Origin of the sequence: Geodermatophilus poikilotrophus (assembly GCF_900111455.1) — a bacterium.
Classification (GTDB): Bacteria; Actinomycetota; Actinomycetes; order Mycobacteriales; family Geodermatophilaceae; genus Geodermatophilus; species Geodermatophilus poikilotrophus.
In genome coordinates, this window is the sequence record NZ_FOIE01000007.1 from 93,981 (window position 1) to 118,446 (window position 24,466).

Here is a 24,466-nt window from a genome sequence, read left to right on the forward strand (position 1 = left end):
CGCGATGTCACCGCGGTGCCGGCCGGCGGCCCCCTCCAGGGCACCGCCCCGCGCCCGCGAGGGAGAGGGGGCCTTCCTCAGACGAGCGCGCGTCCGACGGCGACGGCGCGGGTGTCGGGGGCGGCGATCCGCACCGCGTCGGCGGCCTGGTCGTCGGCGGCCTCCTGCGAGCGGCGCTCGGCCTCGACGCGGGCGCGGTAGCTGTCGACCTCGTTGCGGATCCGCGCCTCGTCCCAGCCCAGGACGCCGGCCACCGCCCGCGCGACCGGCTCGGCGGACTCCACGCCCCGGTGCGGCGTCTCGATGGAGATGCGGGTGCGCCGGGCCAGCAGGTCGTCGAGGTGCAGCGCGCCCTCGTGCGAGGCGCCCCACACCATCTCGACCATCAGGTACTCCTCGGCCCCGGGCACCGGCTCCAGCAGGGAGCGGTCGTCGGCGGCCAGCCCGAGCACCTCCGGGGTCTCCGAGCCGTAGCGGTTGAGCAGGTGCTCGGCGCGGAAGTGCGGGATGCCCCAGCGCTCGCTGAGCCCGTGCAGCTGGTTGACCATGGCGTGGTAGCCCTCGGCGCCGACCAGCGGGATGTTCTCGGTGACGCTCGGCGGCACCGAGCGGGTGACGTCGTCGGCGACGGCGTCCACCGCGTCGGCGGCCATCGGCCGGTAGGTCGTGTACTTGCCACCGGCCACCGCCACCACACCGGGCATCGGCCGGGCGACCGCGTGCTCGCGGGAGAGCTGGCTGGTGACCTCCGACTCGCCGGCCAGCAGCGGGCGCAGGCCGGCGTAGACACCGGTGATGTCGTCGTAGCTGAGCGGGACGGCGAGCACCTGGTTGACGTGCTCGAGGATGTAGTCGATGTCGGCCCGGGACGCGGCCGGGTGGGCCTTGTCGAGGTCCCAGTCGGTGTCCGTCGTCCCGACGATCCAGTGGCTGCCCCAGGGGATGACGAACAGCACCGACTTCTCGGTGCGCAGGATCAGCCCGGTCTCGCCGTTGATGCGGTCGCGCGGCACGACGATGTGCACACCCTTGCTGGCCCGCACGTGGAACCGGCCCCGTCCGCCGACGAGGGTCTGGATGTCGTCGGTCCACACGCCGGTGGCGTTGACGACGACCTCGGCCTGCACGTCGACCTCGCGCCCGGTCTCGACGTCGCGGACCCGCACGCCGGTGACCCGGCCGCCGGCGTGGTGGAACTTCACGACCTCGGCGGAGTTGAGGACGGTCGCGCCATAGGCGGCGGCGGTGCGCGCGACGCTGAGGGTGTGCCGGGCGTCGTCGGCCTGCGCGTCGTAGTAGCGGACGGCGCCGACCAGGGCGTCGGGCTTGAGCGCGGGGAAGAGCTTGCGCGCGCCGGTCCGGGTCAGGTGCCGCTGCGGGGGCAGCGGGGTCGACAGCGCGCCGACGCGGGCCAGCCCGTCGTAGAGGGTGAGCCCCGCGGTCACGTACGGCCGCTCCCAGTGGCGGGTCAGCGGGTAGAGGAACGGCACCGGCTTGACCAGGTGCGGGGCCAACCGGGTGACGCTCAGGTCGCGCTCGTGGAGGGCCTCGCGCACCAGGCCGAAGTCGAAGGACTCCAGGTAGCGCAGCCCGCCGTGGAACAGCTTGGACGAGCGGGAGGACGTGCCGCTGGCGAAGTCACGGGCCTCGACCAGCGCCGTCCGCAGGCCGCGGGTCGCCGCGTCGAGGGCGACACCGGCACCGGTGACCCCGCCGCCGACGACGAGGACCTCGAACGGCTGCTCGGCCAACTCGGCCCAGGCTCGGGCACGCCGCTCGGGACCGAGGGCGGGGACTACGGGCATGCCGACTCCTCCTGCAGGAACTGCTCCGTCTCAACGGTAGGCCGGTGCTCCAGGCCGGTCGACGTCGCACGTTCGACATCGTCGTACACGCAGGGCCTAGGGTGACCGGCCGTGCCGGGCACCGTGCAGTCCATCGAACGCGCCGCCACGCTGCTGCACGCCATCGTCGAGTCCGGCGGGCAGATGGGCGTCACCGAGCTGGCGGCCGCCGTCGGGCTGCCCAAGACGACGACCCACGGCCTGCTGCGCACCCTGCTCGCGGTGGGCTTCGTCGAGCAGGACCCGCGCACCGGCCGGTACGCGCTCGGTGCCGGCCTGCTGGGCCTGGGCTCGCACTACCTCGACGCCAACGAGCTGCGGTCCCGGGCGTCGAACTGGGCCGACTCGCTGGCCGCCCGCAGCGGGTTCGCCGTCCGGCTCGGGACGCCGGCCGGCCTGCAGGTCGTCGTCGTCCACCACGTGTTCCGCCCTGACGACTCACCGCAGGAGCTGGAGGTCGGGTCGGTGCTGCCCGCGCACGCGACCGCGGTCGGGAAGGTGCTGCTGGCCAGCCGGCCCGCGCTGGCCCGGGCGCTGGCCGACGCCCGGCTCGAGGCGCTCACCCCGCGCACCGTCGTCGAACCGGCGGCGCTGCTGGCCGAGCTGCAGACCGCCCGGGCCCGCGGCTGGGCCGAGCAGCGCGGCGAGTACCGGCTGGGCGTGGGCGGGATCGCCGCGCCGGTGCACGGGCCCGGCGGCCTGGTGGTCGGGGCACTGGGCGTCAGCGGCCCGGCCGAGGAGTTGTTCGCGGAGGGGGCGCGGCCGGCGCTGCGGACGATGGTCGTCGAGGCCGCGGCCGCCGTCTCGCGGGAGCTGCTGGCATGACCGAGCGGTACGTGCTCGCGGTGGACCAGGGGACCACCTCGACCCGCTCGATCGTGTTCGACCGCGCCGGGCGGCTGGTCGCGGTCCGCCAGCGCGAGCACCGGCAGCACTTCCCGCGGCCGGGCTGGGTCGAGCACGACCCGGAGGAGATCTGGGCGAACACGCAGCTCACCGCCGCACAGGCGCTGCGCGACGTGGCCGGCGCACCCGGGCAGGTGGTGGCGCTGGGCATCGCCAACCAGCGGGAGACGACGGTGGTCTGGGACCGCGCCACCGGCCGGCCGCTGGTGCGCGCGCTGGTCTGGCAGGACACCCGCACCGGGCCGCTGGTGGAGGAGCTGGCCGCCCGGCCGGAGGCCGCGCTGGTGCGGGAGCGCACCGGGCTGGAGCTGGCCGGGTACTTCGCCGGCCCGCGGCTGCGCTGGGTGCTCGACGCCGTCCCGGGCGCGCGGGCGCGGGCCGAACGCGGCGAGCTGCTGTTCGGCACGATGGAGAGCTGGCTGGTCTGGAACCTCACCGGGGGGACCGACGGCGGGGTGCACGTCACCGACGTCACCAACGCCAGCCGGACCCTGCTCATGGACGTGCGCCGCTGCCGCTGGGACCCCGACCTGCTCGACTTCTTCGGCGTCCCGGCCGCGATGCTGCCGGAGATCCGCCCGTCGGTCGGCGTGCTCGGCACCGCGAGCGCCCTGCCGGTGCCGCTGCCCATCGGCGGCGCGCTCGGTGACCAGCAGGCGGCGCTGTTCGGGCAGACCTGCTTCGCGCCCGGCGAGGCCAAGTGCACCTACGGCACCGGCAGCTTCCTGCTGCAGAACACCGGCACCGACCTGGTGCGCTCCCGGCACGGGCTGATCAGCACGGTGGCCTACCAGCTGGCGGGGGAGCCGGTCCACTACGCGCTGGAGGGCTCGATCGCCGTCACCGGCGCCCTGGTGCAGTGGCTGCGCGACAGCCTCGGGCTGATCGGCTCGGCGGCCGAGGTGGAGACCCTCGCCCGCACCGTCTCCGACAACGGCGGGTGCTACATCGTCCCGGCGTTCTCCGGGCTGCTGGCCCCGCACTGGGAGGGCCGGGCGCGCGGGCTGGTCGCCGGCCTGACCTCCTACGTCACCAAGGGGCACCTGGCCCGGGCGGTGCTGGAGGCGACCGGGTGGCAGACGCGGGACGTCGTCCGGGCCATGGACGCCGACTCCGGCCTGCCGATGGAGGCGCTGCGCGTGGACGGCGGGATGACCACCAACAACCTGCTGATGCAGTTCCTGGCCGACGTGCTCGGCAGCCCGGTGGTGCGCCCGATGGTGGGGGAGACGGTCTCCCTGGGCGCGGCCTACGCGGCGGGGCTCGCCGTCGGGGTGTGGTCGGACACCGGAGCGCTGCGGCGCAACTGGCACCGCTCGGCGCAGTGGGTGCCCGACCCCGGCCGGGTCGCCGCGCTGGACGCCGCCTACCCGGAGTGGGAGCGCGCGGTGCAGCTCAGCATCGCCTGGGGCGAGCGGCGCTGACCGGCGAGGTTGTCCGACATCGTCGGACGGAACCCGTTGTCCGCCTCCCACCTGTGTGAATAGCGTCACCCGCCCCGGCCGTCGACCGGGGCGGAGCCGGTCGGGCGCCGCTCCGGGGCCCACGCATCACCGGTGATGAGGAGCAGCGCATGAGCCTGTGGACAGTGTTCGGCAGCGAGGTCGTCGGGACCGGCGTCCTGCTACTCCTCGGCGTCGGGGTGGTCGCGAACGTCGTCCTCCCGGGGACGTACGGCAACGGGGCCAACTGGCTGCTCATCAACTTCGGGTGGGGCATCGGCGTGTTCGCCGGCGTCTACGCCGGGGCGAGCTCCGGGGCACACCTGAACCCGGCGGTCACCCTCGGCCTGGCGGTGAGCGGCGCGGACGAGTACGCGCCCGGCGTGCCGATCACCCTGGCGTCGTCCCTGGTCTACGTCATCGCCCAGATGATCGGCGCCTTCCTCGGCGCCGTCGTCGCCTGGCTGGCCTACCGCAGGCACTACGACGCGGCGACCGAGCCGGTGCTGGGCACCTTCTCCACCGGACCGGCGATCAAGAGCGCCCCGTGGAACGTGGTCACCGAGGCCGTCGGCACGTTCGTCCTGATCTACATCATCCTGCGCTTCGGCGACACGCCCGGCGAGCTCGGCCCGCTGGCGGTGGCCCTGCTCGTGGTCGGCATCGGCGCCTCCCTCGGCGGACCGACCGGCTACGCCATCAACCCCGCGCGCGACCTCGGCCCGCGCATCGCGCACGCCGTCCTGCCGATCCGCGGCAAGGGGGACAGCAACTGGGGCTACGCCTGGGTGCCGGTCGTAGGACCGCTGATCGGCGCCGTCCTGGGCGGCCTGCTCTCGCGCGTCCCCATCTGACCGGACCCTCCAGACCCTCCCCACGACCGCAACGACGCGAGAGGAACCACCAGTGAGCCAGTACGTGGCAGCCATCGACCAGGGGACCACGAGCACCCGCTGCATGATCTTCGACCACGACGGCGCCGTGGTCTCGGTCGGGCAGAAGGAGCACCAGCAGATCTTCCCGCGCGCCGGGTGGGTCGAGCACGACGCCGACGAGATCTGGGCCAACACCCGCGAGGTGGTGGGCCAGGCGCTCGCCCGCGGCAACGTCGGGCACTCGGACGTGGTCGCCGTCGGCATCACCAACCAGCGCGAGACCACCGTCGTCTGGGACCGCACCACCGGCCGGCCGGTCTACAACGCGATCGTCTGGCAGGACACCCGCACCACGGCGATCGTGGAGCAGCTCGGCGCCCTCGGCGGCGGCGCCGACCGGTACAAGGACAAGGTCGGCCTGCCGCTGGCCACCTACTTCGCCGGGCCCAAGGTGCGCTGGATCCTCGACAACGTCGACGGTGCCCGGGAGCGGGCCGAGCGCGGTGAGCTGCTCATGGGCACCATCGACTCCTGGCTGATCTGGAACATGACCGGCGGGGCCGACGGCGGACTGCACCTCACCGACGTCTCCAACGCCTCGCGCACGATGCTCATGGACTACCGGACGCTGGCCTGGGACGCCGACATCGCCGGGGAGATGGGCATCCCGACGTCCATGCTCCCGGAGATCCGGTCCAACTCCGAGGAGTACGGCCGGGGCCGCAAGGCCGGCTTCCTCGGCGGGGTGCCCATCGCCGGCTCGCTCGGCGACCAGCAGGCGGCCACCTTCGGTCAGGTCTGCTTCACCAAGGGCATGGCCAAGAACACCTACGGCACCGGCAACTTCATGCTGCTGAACACCGGCGAGGAGGCCGTCCCGTCGCAGAACGGCCTGCTCACGACGCTGTGCTACCAGCTCGGCGACGCCAAGCCGGTGTACGCGCTGGAGGGCTCGATCGCGGTCACCGGGTCGCTGGTGCAGTGGGTCCGGGACAACCTCGGGATGATCTCGAGCGCCCCGGAGATCGAGGACCAGGCCCGCTCGGTCGAGGACAACGGCGGCGCGTACTTCGTGCCCGCCTTCTCCGGGCTCTTCGCGCCGCACTGGCGCTCCGACGCCCGCGGCGCCATCGTCGGGCTCACCCGGTACGTCAACAAGGGGCACCTGGCCCGCGCGGTGCTCGAGGCGACGGCGTACCAGACCCGCGAGGTGCTCGACGCGATGAACGCCGACTCCGGGGTCGACCTCACCGAGCTGCGGGTGGACGGCGGCATGGTCGGCAACGAGCTGCTCATGCAGTTCCAGGCCGACATCCTCGACGTCCCGGTGATCCGGCCGCAGATCGCCGAGACGACGGCGCTGGGGGCCGCCTACGCCGCCGGGCTCGCCGTCGGCTTCTGGTCCGACCTCGACGAGCTCACCGCCAAGTGGGCCGAGGACAAGCGCTGGGAGCCGCGGATGCCGGCCGAGGAGCGGGAGCGCAACTACCGCAACTGGCAGAAGGCGGTCACCAAGAGCCTCGACTGGGTCGACGAGGACGTGCAATGACACCGCCGTCCTCCGGACGGCACCGCGGCCAGGTGCCGTCCCCGACCTGAGCTGAGCCCACCCCCGGATCCCCGGCGGGACCCCTCCGGGGTCCGCGCCGGGGACCGGACGGTCGCGGTCAGCCGCCGAGCGCGGCGGTGACGACGGCCTTGGCCTCCTCCTGCACCTGCGCGAGGTGGTCGGGGCCCCGGAACGACTCCGCGTAGACCTTGTAGACGTCCTCGGTCCCCGAGGGGCGGGCGGCGAACCAGGCGTTCTCCGTGGTCACCTTGAGCCCGCCGATCGCCGCGTCGTTGCCCGGCGCCCGGGTGAGCTTGGCGGTGATCGGCTCCCCGGCCAGCTCGGTCGCCGTCACGTCCTCGGGGGAGAGCTTCCCCAGCGCCGCCTTCTGCTCGCGGGTCGCCGGCGCGTCGATGCGGGCGTAGGCGGACTCCCCGTACCGGGCGGTCAGCTCCGCGTGCAGCTGGGACGGCGAGCTGCCGGTGACGGCCTGGATCTCGCTGGCCAGCAGCGCCAGCAGGATGCCGTCCTTGTCCGTCGTCCACACCCCGCCGTCCCGCCGCAGGAACGACGCCCCGGCGGACTCCTCGCCGCCGAAGCCGACCGACCCGTCGAGCAGGCCGGGCACGAACCACTTGAAGCCGACCGGCACCTCGACCAGCCGCCGGCCCAGCCCGCCGACCACCCGGTCGATGAGGGACGACGACACCAGCGTCTTGCCGACCGCGACCTCGGCGCTCCACTCCGGCCGGTGGGCGAACAGGTAGGAGATCGCCACGGCGAGGAAGTGGTTGGGGTTCATCAGGCCGGCGTCGGGGGTGACGATGCCGTGCCGGTCGGCGTCGGCGTCGTTGCCGGTGGCGATCTGGAACTGCTCCCGCTTTCCGATCAGCGACGCCATGGCCGACGGCGACGAGCAGTCCATGCGGATCTTGCCGTCCCAGTCCAGCGTCATGAACCGCCAGGTCGGGTCGACCAGCGGGTTGACGACGGTGAGGTCGAGGCGGTGCCGCTCGGCGATCGCCCCCCAGTAGTCGACGCTGGCGCCGCCGAGCGGGTCGGCGCCGATCCGGACGCCGGCCCCGCGGACCGCGTCGAGGTCGAGCACCGCCGGCAGGTCCTCGACGTAGTCACCGAGGAAGTCGTGCGGCTGCGCGGCCGTCCGGGCGCGGGCGAACGGGATCCGCTGGACGCCCTTGAGGTCGTCCTGCAGCAGCTCGTTGGCGCGGGCGGCGATGACCTTGGTCGCGTCGGTGTCGGCCGGCCCGCCGTTGGGCGGGTTGTACTTGAACCCGCCGTCGCGGGGCGGGTTGTGCGACGGGGTGACGACGATGCCGTCGGCCAGCCCCGAGGTCCTGCCGTGGTTGGCCCGCAGGATGGCGTGGCTGACCGCCGGCGTGGGCGTGTACCGGTCGGCGGCGTCGACCAGCACGGTCACGTCGTTGGCGACCAGCACCTCCAGCGCCGAGGCCCAGGCCGGCTCGGACAGCGCGTGGGTGTCGCGGCCGATGAACAGCGGCCCGTCGTAGCCCTGGGCTGCGCGGTACTCGCAGATGGCCTGCGTGGTGGCGACGATGTGCGCCTCGTTGAACGCCCGGTCGAACGCCGACCCGCGGTGCCCGGACGTGCCGAAGGCGACCTGCTGGGCCGGGTCGGCCGGGTCCGGCTCGAGCGTGTAGTACGCGGTGACCAGCGAGGCGACGTCGACCAGGTCGCTGGGGGCAGCCGGCTGTCCGGCGCGGGGGTCGGTCATGCGCCGATCCTGGCCCTGCACCCGCCGCCCCCGCGACCCCGGCGGGCGCGGGATCCGGGTGAGGAGACCGTTCCCGCCGGCGGGTGCGGCCGCGCCGGTCAGGAGTCGACGCGGGCGGTGTCCCGGCGCAGCGCCAGGCCCGCGAGCAGCAGGCCGCTCGCCAGGGCGGCGCCGACGCCCTCGCCGGCGCGCATCCGCAGGTCCAGCAGCGGTTCCCGGCCCAGGTCCTGGAGGACCAGCTGGTGCCCGCGCTCGCGGCTGCGCTGCCCGGCGACCAGGACCGGCTGCACACCCGGCTCCAGCCGCACGGCCACGAGGGCGGCGACCGAGGTGGCGTAGCCGTCCAGCACCACGGCCGACCCGGCCGCCGCGGCGCCCAGGACCACCCCGGCGAGGACGGCGAGCTCGGGGCCGCCCAGCTCGGCGAGCGCCACCACCGGGTCCCGGGTCAGCGCCGGGGCGCTCCGCCGGGCCCGGCGCACGGCCTCCACTACCACCTGCCGCTTGCGCGCGAGGACCTCGGCGTCGGCGCCCGAGCCCAGCCCGACGGCGTCGGCCGGGTCGGCGTCGAGCAGCCCGCACGCCAGCGCCGCCGCCACGGTGGTGTTGCCGACCCCGACCTCGCCCAGGGCCACCAGCCCCGCGGCCGCCGCCGCCCGGCCCAGCTCGCGGCCGGCGTCCAGCGACCGTCGGGCGTCCTCCGGCGTCATCGCCGCCCGGTCGACGAGGTCGCCGCGCGGGTCCACGGGGCGGGCCCCCTCGGCACCCGGGACGGGGTCGCCGGCGACCCCGGCGTCCACGACGCACAGCTGCAGGCCCGCCGTCCGGGCGGCCATGGCCCCCAGCGAGGTGCCCGCGACGGCCGCGCGGACCACGTCCCGCGTCACGTCGGGGGAGTAGGCGGACACTCCGCGGCCCGCCACCGGGTGGTCGGCGGCGGCCAGGACGAGGGTGCCGCCGGAGGTCGCGCCGCCGCCGGCCGCCACCACGCCGTCCACCGCCCGGTCCAGGACGCCGAGCGAGCCCGGCGGGGTGAGCAGCCGGTCAGCCTCGTCGCGGGCCTCGACGACCGCCCGCCGGCCCGGCGCCCGCAGGTGCGACGGCGGCGCGGCCGGGACCGCGGCGTCCTCGGCGGGCCACCGGTCGTGCAGGACGACGTCGGACAGCGGCAGCCGGCGGGACCAGCCGGCCCGCTCCAGGCCCGGGGCGGGCGGCCGCTCGTCGGGCCAGCCCAGGCACAGCCAGCCCAGGGTCTCCACGCCGTCCGGCAGGCCGAGCAGCCCGGCGAGCTCCGCGGGCCGGAACAGGGTCACCCAGCCCAGGCCCAGCCCCTCGGCCCGGGCGGCCAGCCACAGGTTCTGGACGGCCGCCGCGCAGCTCCACAGGTCGGCGTCGGGGAAGGTGGCCCGGCCCAGCACCCCGGCCGCCGGGGTGCGCCGGTCGCAGCAGACCACCACGCCGAGCGGCGCCTCGCGCACCCCCTCGAGCTGCAGGTCGAGCAGCCGGCGGGCGGCGTCCGGCTCCAGCTGCGCGGCCTGGCGCAGCCGTTCCCGGTCGGTGAGCACCGCGGCACGGTCCCGGGTCGCGGCGTCCTGCACGACGAGGAAGCGCCACGGCTGGCTGTGCCCGACCGACGGGGCGGCGTGCGCCGCGGCCAGGACGCGCTCCAGGACCTCGCCGGGCACGGGGTCGGCCCGGAACCGCCGGACGTCGCGGCGGGCGCCGACCACCCGGTGCAGGGCGTTCCGGACCTCCTCGCCCATCGCCCAGCCGGTGGGGTCGGCGGCGCGCTGGGACGCCGAGGTCGCGTCGCCGACCAGCGGCACCGGCCGCGGCCACGTCTCCGCCACGGACTCCCTCCCTCCGCCGGTGCGCCCCCCGGGCGGACCGACCGTCGTCCCGGTCCCGACCCTCAGCGCTCCACGCGCTCGAGGAACCGCGTGACCGTCTCCAGGAAGACCTCGGGCTGCTCGGAGTGCACCCAGTGGCCGGCGTTCTTGACCCGCACCATGCGGGTGTTCGGGAACAGCTCCTCCATCCGCGCGCGGTCCTCCGGCAGCACGTAGTGCGAGTTGGCACCGGCGACCCACAGCACCGGACCGTCGTAGCGGGCCCCCGGCGGCGGTTCGGGGAAGCCGCGCAGCTCGCCCAGGTCGCGCTCCAGCAGCTCGAGGTTGAGCCGCCAGCGCCAGCCGCCGTCGCCCCCGACCCCCTCGCGGACCAGGCTCTGCAGCAGGAAGGAGCGCACCATCCTGCTGGGGACGGCGGCGCGCAGCGCGGCGTCGGCGTCCGCCCGGGTCCCGAGGCGGTCGAGGTCCATGGCGCGCATGGCCGCGATGAAGGCGGCGAACGGCGAGGCCTCCTCGTCCGGGTCGTCGGTGCGGCCGCCGGACAGCGGGTACTCGACCGGGGCGATGTCGACGACGACGAGCGCGCGCAGCAGCTCCGGGTGGCGCAGCGCCAGCTGCATCGACACCTTGCCGCCCATCGAGTGCCCGACGAGGGTCACCGGCTCCCCGAACGGACGCAGCTCGGCGGCGACCAGCTCGGCCATGTCGACGTAGTCCACCCGGTCGGTCCACGGGGAGTGCCCGTGGTTGGGCAGGTCGAGCAGGGTCACGCGGTGGTCCTCGGCGAGGCCCTTGGCGATGGTCGTCCAGTTCTTCCCCTGACCGAACAGCCCGTGCACGAACACCACCCGCGGCCCGGCCGAGCCCAGCGTCCGGCCGTGCAGCCGCTCGTCGGAGTTCGTCGCCACCCGGCGATTCCACCAGATCGAGCGGGGCCGGTCGGGATGCCGGGCTCCTCGGTGGACGGAACGAGGGCCCGGCAGCAGACCCCGCTGCTCAGCGCAGCAGGTCGACGGCGCACCGCAGGCCGGGTGCTCGCGACAGCCGCTCGTCGCCCGTGACGAGCGGGATGCCGAGCAGTTCGGCGAGCGCCACGTACTGGGCGTCGTAGGCGCTGACCGAGTGCCGGAGTTCCCATGCGCGCGCCAGCAGCAGCAGGTGGGGATGGCGTTCGAGGGTCAGCTCGGCGTAGTCCTCCAGTGCAGCAGTGCCCCGCTCTCGCGTGAGCCGACCGCCCAGCACCTCGCGCCGGACGACGGAGAGCACCTCCACGTCCGCGAGCTCGGGCGCGTGGACGTCGGAGCCCAGGAGCCGCTCGCGCGCGAGGGCGCCGGCGGATCCGTCGTCCACCAGGGCCGGCACGAGCACCGAGGCGTCGGCGACGATCACATCCCGTCCTCACGGCCGGCAGCCACGGCGGCGACCGCTTCGTCGAAGGAGAGTCGTCCGCCGCGGCGGGCGGCACGGGCCAACACCTCGGCCTTGCTCGGCCGCGCAGCGACCGCCTGCAGCTCGCGCAGCACGTACTCCGACAGGCTCAGTCCGTTCTCCGCCGCCCGCTGCCGCAGTACGGCGTGGAGCTCGTCCGGGACGTGACGCACCTGCAACATCTTGGGCACGGATCCACCGTACATGCGCTGCACATGCGGTCACATGTGGAACGCATGCACGCAGGGCTCCGGGCGTCCTCGGGCTGCCGTCCACGGTCGGGGCTGATCGGCTCCCGAGGCCTCCGGTGTGCCGGCGTGCCGGTCCCCTCCTCGGCGGGGCACCACGCGATCCGGCCGGGGCCGACGCACGATCCCGGGGCACGGTGGGACCGAGCCGTGGCCCGAGGAGAGGAACGCGCACCCATGCCCGGACGGCGCCGCCGGACGGCCCGGTCGACGAGCCGGAGCCGCTCGACCAGCACCACCCGCACCACGACGACGACCCGCCGGGAGGCGCCGGCCCGCCGCTCGGCCGGGCCGACCCCCGAGCGGCCGGTGGCCGGCCCGGGGGAGCGGGTGTGGGTGCTCGCCGTCCCGTTCCGCGCCCCGGCGCCGGGCGCGCAGTGGCGGGCGGACCTGCAGGCGCACGTGTGGGTCGGCCGGGAACTGCCACCGGAGCTGGCCGCCTACGACCCGCCGCCGTACACCTTCGAGCGCTTCCTCGAGGACGAGCTCAACGACACCGCACGCCCGGTGCCGCCGGGGCGGCCGCTGGTGCCGCGCGAGGAGCAGGCCACGGGTGCTGCGGCCGTCGTCGCCTCCGCCGCGGCCGGGCACCGCGTCTTCCTGCTCGGCGACGACCCCGGCGTGGGCAAGACCGGGACCGCCGTCCTGGCCGCCCAGGAGGTCTGCGAGCTGCGGGGTGGTGACCGCGTCCTCGTCGTCGCCGACCGCCCCGCGGCCATCACCATCCCGCACTGGACCCGCTCGATCGCCGGCTTCGGCGACGGCGGGCTGCGCTGGTGCGTCACCACCTGGGACCGGCTGGCCAAGGTGGCCGCGCTCCAGCGGACGGGGCCGCGGTTCGACGTCGTGATCGCCGACGAGGCGCACATGGTCCGGCACACCACGACCCAGCGCTGGAAGCACTGGAAGGCCGTCTCCGGTGCCGGGCGCGCGAAGGACGTGCCCTTCGTCCTCGCCGCCACCGCCACGCCCGCGCACACGCCGCTGGAGCTGCCCTACCTGGCGCCGCAGTTCGCGCAGCGGCACGGCGAGCCCCTGCGCGCCTGGGCCGACCTGCCGGCGAAGCTCGCCGAGCACGGGTTCCACGTGGAACGCGGGCGCTACGGCTGGACGTGGACCGAGGACGCCGACGCCCGCCGCGCCGACCTCACCCGGCTGCAGGGCTGGCTGGCCGAGGGGGAGCCGCCGGCGACGCTGCACCGGCCGGCGCCGTGGGGCCCGGTGTCGGTGACCGGGACGCCGGTCGCCCTGACCCCGGCCGAGCAGGCCGCCTACGAGTCCGAGTGGCAGGAGTTCCGCGCCGAGATGCAGCTCGCGCGCCGGGCCCGGCAGACCGCGCGCGGCCGGGCCGCGTTGCTGCGCTTCCGGCAGAAGGCCGGGCTGATCCGCGCGCAGGCCACCGTCGACTGGGTGAGGGCCCAGGTCGAGGCCGAGCGGCAGGTCGCGGTGTCGGTCGAGTTCGTCGAGACGGCGGCCGACCCGATCCGCGAGGCGCTGCTGGACTCGGGCGTGGCGGTGGCGGGCATCTACGGCCGCGACCGCTTCGACGTCGAGGCCGAGCGGCTGCGCTTCCAGACCGGCGAGGCGCCGGTGTGCGTCTTCACCGTGACCGCGTCGATCAGCCTGCACGCCGGGGAGCTGCTGCCCGGCGGTCGCACGGCCTCGGCGACACCGCGGGTCGGGCTGTTCCACCAGCCGCGGTTCTCCGGCATCCAAGCCCGCCAGGTCACCGGCCGCACCCACCGCGACGGCCAGGTCTCCCCGTGGCGGGTGGCCTTCGCCGAGGACACCGTGGAGGAGCAGGTGGCCCGGGTGATGGTGGAGCGGCTGGCCGTCAGCGGCTCCACCGCCGGTGCGGACACCTCCGCGCTGCGGGAGATCGCCGAGCTGCTCGACGCCGACTGGCTGCCCCCGGTCGCGCTGACCGAGTGAGGCGCCCTTCCCCCACGCCACCCTCGCCCCGAGTTGATCATGGGGCTGTCGTTCGACGCCGCGCCGTCGACCGCGTGTCCACCTGCACCAACCCCATGGTCGACGCCGGCGCTGCACTGCGTGCGAGCGCTCCTGGTGGACCTCAGCCCACCGCCGCGACGATGCTGGCCACCCCGGCCAGCGCGGACAGCCCGAGGCCCGCCGCCCGGAACCGGCGGGCGTCGAGGAGGTGGAACAGCCGGCGACCGACCACGTGTCCGACGACCGCCGCGGCCAGCAGCACCAGCACCACCTCCGGCCGGAGGGCCTGACCAGCCCGCCCGGTGGCGGTGAGCACCGCCGCGCCGAGCAGGTTGAGGGCGAGGAACAGCGCCGCCAGGGTGTCGCGCATCTCCGCCGGGGCCACCCGCCGCCGCTCGAGCCAGAGCACCAGCGGCGGACCGTTGGTGCTGGTCGTGGTGGTGAGCAGCCCGGCGACCAGACCCACGCCCAGGGTGGACCACCGGGACGGCTCCCTCCGGCCGGTGGCCGGGCGGCGCAGGACCTGGAGCGCCACGGCGGCGAGCACGCCCACGCCCACCGCGAGCTGCAGCGCCGACTTGCTGACCACGGCGAGCACCAGCACGCCGGCCAGCACGCCCGGGACGGCGGCCAGGGTCACCACCCGGACGTCGGCCCACCGGACGGCCGGCCGCGGCCCGCGGCGCACCAGCAGCAGGAGCAGGGTGGTGGTCGTGGCGAGGACCATCAGCGTGGTGACCGCCTCGGTGGGCTCGAGCAGGGCCACGATCGCGGGCCCGGCGATGAGCGCCAGCCCGAACCCGGCGGCGGCCTGCACGGTCGCGCCCGCCAGAACGGCGAGGGACGCGAGCAGCACGCCGGCCATCCTCTCGCACGCCCCGGCTGCGTTCCGCCAGCGGCGGGCGGCCACGACGGCGACCCGGTGTTACGTTCGGAGGCGCACGTGGCACGGGGTGTCCCCAACCGGGGGCTGAGAGCACACCCGTCGAACCTGCTCCAGTTCGCACTGGCGAAGGGATGTCACCGGCATGCCGGCCGTCGACCTGCGCGCCGCCCGCGCGGCGCTCCTCGCACGCACCCCGCTGGTGCACTGCCTCACGAACACGGTGGTGCAGGCGATCACCGCGAACGCCCTGCTCGCCGCGGGCGCTGCCCCGGCGATGGTGGACGCACCCGAGGAGGCCGGCGACTTCGCCGCGGTCGCCTCCGCGGTGCTGGTCAACGTCGGCACGGTGCACGCCCGCACCGCCGAGGCGATGCGGCTGGCGGCCCGCTCGGCGGGCGCGGCCGGGACGCCGTGGGTGCTCGACCCCGTCGCCGTCGGCGGGCTGGTCTACCGCACCGAGCTGGCCACCGAGCTCGTCGGCCTGCGGCCCACCGTCGTCCGCGGCAACGCCTCGGAGGTCATGGCGCTGGCCGGCGCCGGCGGCGGCGGCCGCGGCGTGGACAGCACCGACAGCACCGACGACGCCGCGAAGGCCGCCGCCGAGCTCGCCGCGCGCACCGGCGGGGTCGTCGCGGTCAGCGGCGAGGTGGACCTGGTCACCGACGGACGGCGCACCGTCCGCGTCGGCGGCGGCTCGCCGCTGCTGACCCGCACCACCGGCGCCGGCTGCGCGCTGGGCGCCCTGGTCGGCGCCTACGTCGCCGCCACGGGGGACCCGCTCACCGGGGCGGTGGCCGCGCACGCGCACGTGGCGGTCGCCGCCGAACGGGCGGCGCGGGTGGCCTCGGGCCCGGGCACCTTCGCCCCCGCCTGGCTCGACGCGCTGGACGCCGTCGACGGCGCCGCCCTGACCGCGGCGGACGTCCGGTGAGCCGTCCGTTCGACCCGACCCTCTACCTGGTCACCGACACCGCGCTCGCCCGCCCGCGGCCGGTCGCCGACGTCGTCCGTGCCGCGGTGGCCGGCGGCGTCACCACCGTCCAGGTGCGGGACAAGACCGCCTCCCGCCGCGAGCTGCTGGAGCTCACCCGCGCGGTGCAGGCGGCGCTGGCCGACCGGCCGGACGTCACGCTCTGGGTCAACGACGCCGTCGACGTCGCCCTGCTCGCCGGCGCGGACGGCGTGCACCTCGGCCAGGACGACCTCCCGCCGGCCGAGGTGCGCGCCCTGCTCGGGCCCGGCCGGCTGCTCGGGTTCAGCGTCTCCTCCGTCGCCGAGCTGGACGTCGCGCGCGCCCTGCCCGTCGGGACCGTCGACGTGGTGGGCATCGGTCCGGTGTGGACGACGCCGACCAAGCCCGACGCCGGGAGCGCGCTCGGTCCGGACGGCGTCCGTGCGCTGGCCGATGCCGCCCGCGCCGCCGGGTTCACCACCGTCGCGATCGGAGGCATCGACGCCGACCGGGCCGCCGAGGTGGCCGCGACCGGGGTGGACGGCGTGTGCGTGGTGTCGGCGGTGTGCACCGCGCCCGACCCGGCCGAGGCCGCCCGGGCGCTGCGTGCGTCGATCGACGGGGTGCGCGTGTGAGCGGCGGGCGGGCGGCGGTCCCGACAGCGCTGACCGTCGCCGGCAGCGACCCCAGCGGCGGCGCCGGCATCCAGGCCGACCTCAAGACCTTCAGCGCGCTCGGCGTCTACGGGACGGCGGTGCTGACCGCGCTGACCGCGCAGAACACCCGCGGTGTGACCGGCGTGCACGGCGTCCCGCCCGAGTTCGTCGCCGAGCAGCTGTCGACCCTGTTCGCCGACGTCGAGGTGCACGCCACCAAGCTCGGCATGCTCGGCACCGCGGACGTGGTGCGCGCCGTCGCCGCGGGGCTAGCCGGCCACCCGGGCGGCCCGGTGGTGTGCGACCCGGTGATGGTGGCGACCAGCGGTGACCGGCTCATCGACGACGCTGCGGTCGACGCCGTCCGCAGCGACCTGCTGCCCCTGGCCGACCTCGTGACGCCGAACGTGCCCGAGGCCGCCGTCCTGCTCGACGCGCCCCCGGCCACCGACGTCGACCAGCTGCCCGGCCAGGCCACCGCGCTGCTGGCCCTCGGCCCCCGGGCGGTGCTGCTCAAGGGCGGCCACCTCGGCGGGGAGGAGAGCGTCGACGTGCTGGCCACCGCGGACGGCGTCACCGTCACCCGCCGGGCACGGGTGGACACCCGGTCGACGCACGGGACCGGCTGCACCCTGTCCTCCGCGCTCGCCGCGCTGGCCGCCCGGCACCGCACCGACGACTGGACGCGTCTGGTCGACCCCGCCCGGGACTACCTGCACCGGGCGCTGGAGGCGGGGGAGAGCCTGGGCGTGGGCTCCGGGCACGGTCCGGTGCACCACTTCGCCGGCATCTGGGAGCCGCGTCCGCGTTGACCACCGGCACCCGGCTGCCGCACCGGCGGGTCGGTCACCCGGACGCCGGTGACCACGGCGGGCCGGGGTCAGCGGGTGGGCGACATCCCCTCCGGTGATGTCGCCGGCCGCGGTCGTACGGAGCGTCCCTTCCCCACCCCTCGGGAGGACGGGCGACCATGGGACGGGCCGGCGGCGACGACGAGGAGGTGGGGCGTGCGGCGGGAGGCGAGCATCCTGCACCTGGACCTCGACGCCTTCTTCGCCGCGGTCGAGCAGCGCGACAAGCCCTCGCTGCGCGGGCGGCCGGTGGTCGTCGGCGGCACGGGCGGCCGCGGGGTGGTGGCGACGGCGTCCTACGAGGCCCGCGCCTACGGGGCGCGCTCGGCGATGTCCACCGCGGAGGCGCGACGGCGCTGCCCGTCCGGGACCGCCTTCCTCGGCGGCCGGTTCGCGGCCTACCGCCGCACCTCGGACGTGGTGATGGAGCTGCTGCGCGAGCTGTCCCCGCTGGTGGAGCCGGTCTCGATCGACGAGGCCTACGTCGACCTGGCGGCCGGCGAGGGACACGACCTGTCGGTGGACGGTGTCACGGCGCTGGCCCGCGGGCTCAAGCAGCGCATCGCCGCGGCCACCGGCGGGGTGACCGGATCGGTGGGCATCGGCAGCTCCAAGCTCATGGCCAAGATCGCCTCGGACCTCGACAAGCCCGACGGGCTGGTCGTCGTCCCCCCGGGACGGGAACTGGAGGTGCTGCACCCACTGCCGGTGACGCGGCTGGGTGGCGTGGGGCCGGCGACCGCGGAACGGCTGCACCAGGTGGGCGTGAAGACCGTCGGCGACCTGGCCTCGAAGTCGCTACCCGACCTCGTGGCGCTGGCCGGCCGGGCACACGGGACGGGGCTGCACGCGCTGGCCCGCGCCGAGGACGACCGGCCGGTCGTGGCCGAGCGCGAGGCCAAGTCCATCTCGCAGGAGGAGACCTTCGCCCGGGACCTCACCGACCGCGGCGTCCTCGGCCGGTACGTGGACAGCATGGCCGCGCGGGTCGGCCGCCGGCTGCGCGCCGCGGCCTACTCGGGCCGGACGGTGACGCTCAAGCTGCGCCGCTACGACTTCACCACGCTCACCCGCTCGCAGACGCTGCCCCAGCCCACCGACGACCCGCGGGTGATCGCCTCGATCGCGCACCGGCTGCTGGCCGAGGCCGGCACGCAGGGCGGACTGCGGCTGCTCGGGGTCGGCGTCTCCGGGCTGTCTCTCTACGCCCAGGGCGATCTGTTCGCCGACGGGGAACCCGATCCGGACGACGACGTGGTGACGGCGGACGACCGGCCCGAGGAGGTGCCCGAGCCGCTGACGGCCGAGGCCCGCTGGTGGCCCGGCCAGGACGTGCGGCACGACGATCTCGGCGCCGGCTGGGTGTGGGGTCGCGGCCTCGGGCGGGTCACCGTGCGCTTCGAGGGCCCGCTGACGCCGCCCGGACCGGTGCGCACGCTGGCCTCCGACGACCCCGCCCTGCACCCCGCGGAGCCACCGGACTGGCGGGTCAGCGAGCCAGTGCGAGCCACCCCAGCACCGTGAGGTCCCGGTCGACGTGCACGAGCACCCGCACGCCGGAGCGGGTGACCAGGTGGGCCGTGCAGAACCCGGTGGGGTCGACCTCGATCCGGTCGACGACCGCCCCCGGGTGGTCGGCCAGCGCCACGGTGGCGACCTGGACGGCGACGTCCGCGGTGAGGTCGGGCTCCGCAGCCACGAGGGGTCGCGTCCGCAACCACAGGATCCTGCCCGCGCTGGTGCTGGTGCTGGTGCTGGTGGCCATGGCGGCCTCCCGTCGTCCGGCGGCCCCTGCTGGACCGCGCACCCCGACCCTGGGCCCTGCACCTGTGGGGATCCTGGGGGCCGGGTGCCGGTTTCCTAGGGATCCCCGGCCATGGGCGATCATGGGCGGGTGACCGAGCAGAGCGCGTGGGTGCGGATCACCCAGGAGGACCCGGACCACTCGGCCGCCTACGTGCAGCGGTTCCGGGACCTCGCGGCACGGGGCTTCGACCTCGCCGGCGAGGCGCGGCTGGTCGACGCGATGCTGTCGCGCGGCTCCCGGGTGCTCGACGCCGGCTGCGGACCGGGCCGGACGGGCGGCTGGCTGGCTCGGGCCGGGCACGTCGTCGTCGGCGTGGACGTCGACCCGGTGCTGATCGCCGCCGCCGAGGAGGACCACCCCGGGCCGCGGTGGCTCGTCGGCGACCTGGCCGAGCTCGACCTGCCGGCGCGCGGCATCCCGGAGCCGTTCGACGTGGTCGTCTCCGCCGGCAACGTGGTGGCCTTCCTCGCGCCGAGCACGCGGGTCGCCGTCCTGCAGCGGCTGCGGGCGCACGTGGCACCCGGCGGGCGGGCGGTGATCGGCTTCGGTGCCGGCCGCGGCTACGCCTTCGACGACTTCCGGAGCGACGCCCGCACGGCGGGCTGGGCCGAGGACCTGCTGCTCTCCACCTGGGACCTGCGGCCGTTCACCCCCGAGTCGGACTTCCTGGTCGCCGTCCTCCGCCCCGCCTGAGGGGTCGCCGTCCTCCGCCCGCTCGGCCCGCCGTGGTCATGGGCTTGTCGCGGCCTCCGGCGGCGTTCGGTCCCGCGTCGCCGGCAACACCCCATGACCGACTCCAGGCGCCCCCCGGGGCCGCGCACCGCGGGGCGCCACGGTCACCGGTCCACCGCGCCGAGGGCGACGGTCAGCTCCAGGACGGACTGCGGGTCCTCCAGGCGCTCGCCGTACAGGTCGCGCAGCTGCCCCATGCGATAGCGGACCGTCTGCGGGTGCACGAAGAGCTCGGCGGCGATCTTCTCCCGGCGTCCGTGGTGCAGCAGCCACGCGCGCAGCGTCTCGACGAGCTTCTCCCGGGGGCCGGGACCGAGCCCGTCGAGCGGGGCGAGCGCCTGGGCGCGCAGGTCGGCCAGCGCCTCGCCGTCGGCCCGCAGGACCAGGTCGGACAGCCGCAGCTCGGTGTCCACGGGCAGGTCGCCGTCCGGGCGCAGGTCCAGCTGCAGCGCCCGCAGCGCCCGCGAGTAGGAGGAGCGGGCCTGCTGCCACGGGCGGGCCGGGCCGACGACGGCCTCCCGCCCGGTCAGCACCCGGACCAGCTGGGCGCGGGCGTACCCGTCGGCGTCCGGCACGAGCAGCACCGAGCGCTCGGCGCCGGGCTCGGTCCCGGTCAGGTCCTCGCCGGCCTGCAGCGTGCGGACGTCGAGCACGGCCAGGGCGCCGCGGGCGCGGGCCTCGGGCACCAGCACCGCGGTCAGGGTCCGCGGCGGCGTCCAGTCCGCCCGCTCGGCGGCGGTGGTGAGGTCGTACGGGGGCGCCCCGGTGAGCAGCAGCTCGGCCAGCCGCTCCAGGTCGCGGCGGCGCAACCGGCCGCTGCTGTCGAGCTGGTCGGCGTGCCCGGAGGCGCTGGCCGCCGACAGCTGGTCGATGTAGGCGAACACCAGCTCGGCGAACCGGGCCAGCGACCCGGCGGGCATGCCGGCCTCCACCGCCGTCTCGCTCATGTGCCGCCAGGCGACCCGGGCACCCACCCGGTAGGCGGCCAGCAGGGCGTCCATGCTGCGACCGCTGCGGGCCTCCCCGCGCCCCAGGGCGTAGGCGCCCTCCAGCGCGGGGCCGATGGGCCGGCTGGGGTCGGCGCCGCCGGTCGCCGTCGCCAGCTCCAGGAAGCCGCCCAGGGCCAGCTGGACGGCGTTGGTGATCTTCCGGCCCATGACCCCGCTGAACGCCTCGGTGTAGCTGGGCACCTCGACGACGATCGCGGCGACGGTCCGCTCGGCCACCGCCGGCAGCTGACCGTGCATCGCCGCCGCGACCTCGGGTGGGAAGGTGTCCTGATCCGGCGCCATCGCCGCCCCCTCTGCTCAGGGCCGTCGTCCGTCAGCCGCGTCCCCGACCGACGTCCTCCGGAGCTGCGGTTGTTCGGTGAGGACAGTATCCGGCGGCACGTTCACGCCCAGGGCACAGGTAATTGCGCGATGAGCTGGGAACCATCAGGGGTATGACAGCGACCGTTCCGCGCCCTCCCTCGGCCCGGCCGGCCCTGAGCGCGCTGCGTGACCGGGTGATGCGCCTCGCCGAGGCCGCCACCACCCCGCTGCTGCCCGCGGACTACCTGGACATGGTCAACCCACTGCGCGCCGGCGCCGACCTGCGCGGCCGCATCGTCGCCGTCCACAGGGAGACCAGGGACGCGGCCACGCTGGTCATCCGCCCGGGTGCGGACTGGCAGCGGCACGTGCCCGGCCAGTGGGTGCGCATCGGCGTGGACGTCGACGGCGTGCGCATGTGGCGGGCCTACTCGCTCACCTCGCACCTGGACCGGCCCGACGGCTGCATCAGCATCACCGTCAAGGCCATCCCGGGCGGCAAGGTCAGCAACCACCTCGTGCACCGCACGCAGCCGGGCACCCTTGTGCACCTCGACCAGGCCACCGGTGAGTTCGTCCTGCCGTCGCGGGCACCCGACAAGGTCCTGTTCGTCACCGCCGGCTCCGGCGTCACCCCGGTCATGGGCATCCTGCGCAACCACGACGAGCTGACCGACGTCGTCGTCGTGCACTCGGCGCCCACGCCGGAGGACGTCGTCTTCGGCGCGGACCTCCGCGAGCTGGCCGCCGCCGGCCGGATCCGGCTGGTCGAGCAGCACACCGACACCGCCGGGATGCTGGACGCCGCCGCGATCGCCGAGCTGGTGCCCGACCTCGCCGAGCGCGCCACCTGGGCCTGCGGCCCGGTCGGCATGCTCGAGGCGCTGGAGGAGCACTGGAGCGCCGCCGGCATCGCCGACCGGCTGTTCACCGAGCGCTTCCGGCCCACGGTCCTCGTGACCGGCGAGGGCGGCACGGTGACCTTCACCGGCAAGGGCACCAGCATCGAGGCAGACGGGGCCACCCCGATCCTCGACGCCGCCGAGGACGCCGGCGTCCTCATGCCCAGCGGCTGCCGGATGGGCATCTGCTTCGGCTGCGTGCTGCCGCTGCGCGAGGGCGCCGTCCGGGACCTGCGCAACGGCGAGGTCACCACGGCCGCCCCGGGCGACGGCGTCCTGATCCAGACCTGCATCAGCGCCGCCGCCGGCGCCTGCGACATCGACCACTGACCCCCGAGACTGCTGGGAGCCCCGCATGACCGTTCTGCAGAAGAAGACCGAGAACCCGATCGAGCACCTCACCGCCGAGGACATCGAGCTCATCGGCAAGGAGCTCGACGACATCCGCCAGAGTGTCATCGACACCCGCGGCGAGAACGACGCCCGCTACATCCGCAAGGTCATCGACGTCCACCGCAAGATCGAGCTGGGCAGCCGCGCCGTCCTGCTCGCCTCGGGCTTCCCGCCCGCGTTCGTGGTCGGGACGATCGGCCTGTCGGTCGCCAAGATCCTCGAGAACATGGAGATCGGGCACAACATCCTGCACGGCCAGTGGGACTGGATGCGGGACCCGAAGATCCACTCCACGACGTGGGAGTGGGACATGGCCAGCCCGGCCGAGCAGTGGAAGCACTCGCACAACGAGTTGCACCACACGTACACGAACGTGGTCGGCAAGGACAACGACCTCGGCTACGGCATCATGCGCGTCGACGAGGACCAGCCGTGGCAGCCGTTCCACCTCGGCCAGCCCCTGTGGAGCTTCATCAACGCCTGCTTCTTCGAGTACGGGATCGCCGCCTACGACCTGGAGCTGGCCGGGACGATCGCCAAGAAGCGGACCGGGGACCCGGAGTTCCGGGCCCGCGCCAAGGCCGTGCTGCGCAAGATCGGCAGGCAGGTGCGCAAGGACTACGTCATCCACCCGCTGCTGTCGGGCCCGAACTTCCTGCCCACGCTCGCGGCCAACTTCACCGCGAACCTGGTGCGCAACCTGTGGTCGAACTCGGTGATCCTCTGCGGGCACTTCCCCGAGGGCGTCGAGACCTTCGAGAAGAAGTCGATCGAGGGCGAGACCCGCGGTGAGTGGTACCTGCGCCAGATGCTCGGCTCGGCCAACATCTCCGGCTCCAAGGCCATGCACATCATGACCGGGAACCTGTCGCACCAGATCGAGCACCACCTGTTCCCGGACCTGCCCAGCAACCGGTACGCCGAGATCGCGCCGAAGATCCGCGACCTGTTCGACCGCTACGGCCTGAACTACCACACCGCGCCGCTGCCGCAGCAGGTGGGCTCGGCCTGGCACAAGATCATCCGGCTGTCGCTGCCGAACGGCTGGCTGGAGCTGACCAACCGCCGCAACCTGCTGCCGCAGCTGGCGGTGCTCTACAAGATGACCACCGGCAGCCCCAAGGTGCGCCGCACGCTCCAGCGCAAGCTGACCGCGGGCGTCCGGCTGACCCGGGCGGCGGCCGCCGCCTGACCCAGGCCGCTGCAGCACCCGCTGGCCGCCAGGGGCCCGGAACCGAGTCGGTTCCGGGCCCCTGGCGCGTGCACTGCACATGGTGGGCAGTGCTCCCACCCCGACGCGGAGCGGGACCTCGACCCGCGGGCGGCGCCGGACGTCTCCTGAGCGCTCCCCGGCGGGCCCTCCGTCGTAATGCGGCCCCGGCGGGTGACGCCGCCCCGCGCACTGGGACCCACGGCCCTGTTGTCGCACCGCCCACGCCGCTGGCATGGCTGCCTGTCGAGCGAGGGGGAGCAGCGCCGTGGACGGTTACGCCTTCGAGGCCACGATGACCCGGGTGGTCCCGATCGGGCTGGTGCCCGAGGGGCTGCGGCTCAACGCGTACTACCAGGGACGGATCACCGAGGGGCCGCTGACCGGGGACACCGTCGACGGCGTCGACTACTTCCTGCTGCGACGGGACGGCGTCGGGGTGATCGACGTCCGGCAGGTGTTGTCCGGTGAGGGCGGGCGGACGGTCGCCGCGGAGGTCCACGGCTACGTCGCGGCGCCGTCGCCCGTGCCCCCGCTCGAGGAGGTCGCCGACCCGGCCTTCACCTGGCCCGACGCCGAGCTGCCGATGCACGGCTCGGTCGTGCTGCGCACCGCGGCGCCGGAGTTGCAGGCGCTCAACTCCACGGTGTACGGCTTCACCGGGACGGTGAACGTGGCGCGCGGCGAGCTGCGGTTCCGCGCGCAGAGCCTGGCGCTCGTCCTGGTCACCTGAGCCGGCCTGCTCCACGTGGAACAACGGAGCGGAGGTCCGGGACGTCGTCCGTCCCGGGCCTCCGCGTCTCCGTGCTCCGGCGGGTCACGGCCGCGTAGCCGGCGCTGGGGTGGTGCAGAGGCAGCAGCAGGCCCCGTCGCTGATCGGCACCGCCCAGGTCACTCCGGGACAGTCCGGCGGCGC

Annotated in this window: 22 protein-coding genes and 1 riboswitch; of the genes, 13 read left to right on the forward strand and 9 right to left on the reverse strand. The window is 75.3% G+C overall.

The annotated features are described in order from the left end of the window. Window positions 1-77: 77 nt before the first annotated feature. The gene (locus BMW27_RS16375; RefSeq protein WP_091445960.1) at window positions 78-1,805 is read right to left on the reverse strand and encodes a glycerol-3-phosphate dehydrogenase/oxidase; all 1,728 of its coding nucleotides are present in this window, start codon (window positions 1,803-1,805) and stop codon (window positions 78-80) included. A gap of 111 nt (window positions 1,806-1,916) precedes the next feature. Here BMW27_RS16375 and BMW27_RS16380 point away from each other — a divergent pair, with 111 nt between their 5' ends. The 4 genes from BMW27_RS16380 (at window position 1,917) to glpK (BMW27_RS16395) (ending at window position 6,616) form a co-directional block, all read left to right on the forward strand. Next, window positions 1,917-2,669 (forward strand): IclR family transcriptional regulator, encoded by a 753-nt coding sequence (locus BMW27_RS16380; RefSeq protein WP_091445962.1) that lies wholly within the window; start codon window positions 1,917-1,919, stop codon window positions 2,667-2,669. Further along, window positions 2,666-4,174: a glycerol kinase GlpK gene (gene glpK / locus BMW27_RS16385; RefSeq protein WP_091445964.1), complete on the forward strand. Its 1,509-nt coding sequence runs from the start codon at window positions 2,666-2,668 to the stop codon at window positions 4,172-4,174. The genes BMW27_RS16380 and glpK (BMW27_RS16385) overlap by 4 nt, the downstream gene beginning before the upstream one ends. Window positions 4,175-4,323: 149 nt before the next feature. Further along, the gene (locus BMW27_RS16390) at window positions 4,324-5,046 is read left to right on the forward strand and encodes an MIP/aquaporin family protein (RefSeq protein ID WP_091445965.1); all 723 of its coding nucleotides are present in this window, start codon (window positions 4,324-4,326) and stop codon (window positions 5,044-5,046) included. A gap of 52 nt (window positions 5,047-5,098) precedes the next feature. Continuing rightward, on the forward strand, window positions 5,099-6,616 hold the full coding sequence (gene glpK, locus BMW27_RS16395) for a glycerol kinase GlpK (protein WP_091445966.1): 1,518 nt from the start codon (window positions 5,099-5,101) through the stop codon (window positions 6,614-6,616). A 118-nt stretch (window positions 6,617-6,734) separates the two neighbouring features. Here glpK (BMW27_RS16395) and pgm read toward each other — a convergent pair whose 3' ends face one another. The 5 genes from pgm to BMW27_RS16420 form a co-directional block, all read right to left on the reverse strand. Beyond that, a complete protein-coding gene (pgm, locus tag BMW27_RS16400) occupies window positions 6,735-8,369 on the reverse strand; it encodes a phosphoglucomutase (alpha-D-glucose-1,6-bisphosphate-dependent) (RefSeq protein WP_091445968.1) in 1,635 nt (544 codons plus the stop codon). Window positions 8,370-8,467: 98 nt separating this feature from the next. After that, a complete protein-coding gene (gene bluB / locus BMW27_RS16405; protein WP_091445970.1) occupies window positions 8,468-10,219 on the reverse strand; it encodes a 5,6-dimethylbenzimidazole synthase in 1,752 nt (583 codons plus the stop codon). A 62-nt stretch (window positions 10,220-10,281) separates the two neighbouring features. Beyond that, window positions 10,282-11,127 carry an alpha/beta fold hydrolase gene (locus BMW27_RS16410; protein WP_091445972.1) on the reverse strand — a complete coding sequence of 282 codons (846 nt, stop codon included), beginning with the start codon at window positions 11,125-11,127 and terminating at the stop codon, window positions 10,282-10,284. A gap of 88 nt (window positions 11,128-11,215) precedes the next feature. Continuing rightward, the gene (locus BMW27_RS16415) at window positions 11,216-11,608 is read right to left on the reverse strand and encodes a type II toxin-antitoxin system VapC family toxin (protein WP_091445974.1); all 393 of its coding nucleotides are present in this window, start codon (window positions 11,606-11,608) and stop codon (window positions 11,216-11,218) included. Next, a complete protein-coding gene (locus tag BMW27_RS16420; RefSeq protein WP_091446357.1) occupies window positions 11,605-11,829 on the reverse strand; it encodes a FitA-like ribbon-helix-helix domain-containing protein in 225 nt (74 codons plus the stop codon). Before BMW27_RS16420 ends, BMW27_RS16415 begins: the two co-directional genes overlap by 4 nt. Window positions 11,830-12,072: 243 nt before the next feature. Here BMW27_RS16420 and BMW27_RS24405 point away from each other — a divergent pair, with 243 nt between their 5' ends. Further along, window positions 12,073-13,827 (forward strand): DEAD/DEAH box helicase, encoded by a 1,755-nt coding sequence (locus tag BMW27_RS24405; RefSeq protein ID WP_091445976.1) that lies wholly within the window; start codon window positions 12,073-12,075, stop codon window positions 13,825-13,827. 142 nt (window positions 13,828-13,969) lie between these two features. Here the strand turns inward: BMW27_RS24405 and BMW27_RS16430 are convergent, their stop codons facing one another. Beyond that, window positions 13,970-14,704 (reverse strand): sulfite exporter TauE/SafE family protein, encoded by a 735-nt coding sequence (locus BMW27_RS16430; protein WP_175486540.1) that lies wholly within the window; start codon window positions 14,702-14,704, stop codon window positions 13,970-13,972. A gap of 83 nt (window positions 14,705-14,787) precedes the next feature. Further along, a riboswitch (TPP riboswitch) is annotated at window positions 14,788-14,883 on the forward strand. Between BMW27_RS16430 and thiM the strand changes: the two genes are divergently transcribed. The 4 genes from thiM to BMW27_RS16450 all read left to right on the forward strand — a co-directional run bounded on the left by thiM (window position 14,877) and on the right by BMW27_RS16450 (window position 18,717). Next, complete coding sequence (gene thiM / locus BMW27_RS16435) at window positions 14,877-15,665, forward strand: hydroxyethylthiazole kinase (protein ID WP_091445981.1); 789 nt, start codon at window positions 14,877-14,879, stop codon at window positions 15,663-15,665. (Overlaps the previous riboswitch by 7 nt.) Further along, the gene (gene thiE / locus BMW27_RS16440) at window positions 15,662-16,321 is read left to right on the forward strand and encodes a thiamine phosphate synthase (RefSeq protein WP_091445984.1); all 660 of its coding nucleotides are present in this window, start codon (window positions 15,662-15,664) and stop codon (window positions 16,319-16,321) included. The genes thiM and thiE overlap by 4 nt, the downstream gene beginning before the upstream one ends. Next, window positions 16,318-17,154 (forward strand): bifunctional hydroxymethylpyrimidine kinase/phosphomethylpyrimidine kinase, encoded by an 837-nt coding sequence (gene thiD / locus BMW27_RS16445; RefSeq protein WP_091445986.1) that lies wholly within the window; start codon window positions 16,318-16,320, stop codon window positions 17,152-17,154. Before thiE ends, thiD begins: the two co-directional genes overlap by 4 nt. Window positions 17,155-17,349: 195 nt before the next feature. Next, a complete protein-coding gene (locus BMW27_RS16450) occupies window positions 17,350-18,717 on the forward strand; it encodes a DNA polymerase IV (RefSeq protein WP_091445988.1) in 1,368 nt (455 codons plus the stop codon). Here the strand turns inward: BMW27_RS16450 and BMW27_RS16455 are convergent. Further along, window positions 18,683-18,958 carry a hypothetical protein gene (locus BMW27_RS16455; RefSeq protein ID WP_091445989.1) on the reverse strand — a complete coding sequence of 92 codons (276 nt, stop codon included), beginning with the start codon at window positions 18,956-18,958 and terminating at the stop codon, window positions 18,683-18,685. The two genes, BMW27_RS16450 and BMW27_RS16455, sit on opposite strands and share 35 nt — an antisense overlap. A gap of 129 nt (window positions 18,959-19,087) precedes the next feature. Between BMW27_RS16455 and BMW27_RS16460 the strand changes: the two genes are divergently transcribed. Next, the gene (locus BMW27_RS16460) at window positions 19,088-19,693 is read left to right on the forward strand and encodes a class I SAM-dependent methyltransferase (RefSeq protein WP_091445991.1); all 606 of its coding nucleotides are present in this window, start codon (window positions 19,088-19,090) and stop codon (window positions 19,691-19,693) included. Between the two features lie 143 nt (window positions 19,694-19,836). Here the strand turns inward: BMW27_RS16460 and BMW27_RS16465 are convergent, their stop codons facing one another. Next, window positions 19,837-21,024 carry a PucR family transcriptional regulator gene (locus tag BMW27_RS16465; RefSeq protein WP_091445993.1) on the reverse strand — a complete coding sequence of 396 codons (1,188 nt, stop codon included), beginning with the start codon at window positions 21,022-21,024 and terminating at the stop codon, window positions 19,837-19,839. Window positions 21,025-21,176: 152 nt separating this feature from the next. Between BMW27_RS16465 and BMW27_RS16470 the strand changes: the two genes are divergently transcribed. From BMW27_RS16470 to BMW27_RS16480, 3 genes are all read left to right on the forward strand, one after another. After that, the gene (locus BMW27_RS16470; protein ID WP_091445994.1) at window positions 21,177-22,277 is read left to right on the forward strand and encodes a ferredoxin reductase; all 1,101 of its coding nucleotides are present in this window, start codon (window positions 21,177-21,179) and stop codon (window positions 22,275-22,277) included. Between the two features lie 25 nt (window positions 22,278-22,302). Next, window positions 22,303-23,532 carry a fatty acid desaturase family protein gene (locus BMW27_RS16475; protein ID WP_091445996.1) on the forward strand — a complete coding sequence of 410 codons (1,230 nt, stop codon included), beginning with the start codon at window positions 22,303-22,305 and terminating at the stop codon, window positions 23,530-23,532. Between the two features lie 286 nt (window positions 23,533-23,818). After that, window positions 23,819-24,283: a DUF3237 family protein gene (locus tag BMW27_RS16480; RefSeq protein WP_091445998.1), complete on the forward strand. Its 465-nt coding sequence runs from the start codon at window positions 23,819-23,821 to the stop codon at window positions 24,281-24,283. Window positions 24,284-24,466 lie beyond the last annotated feature (183 nt).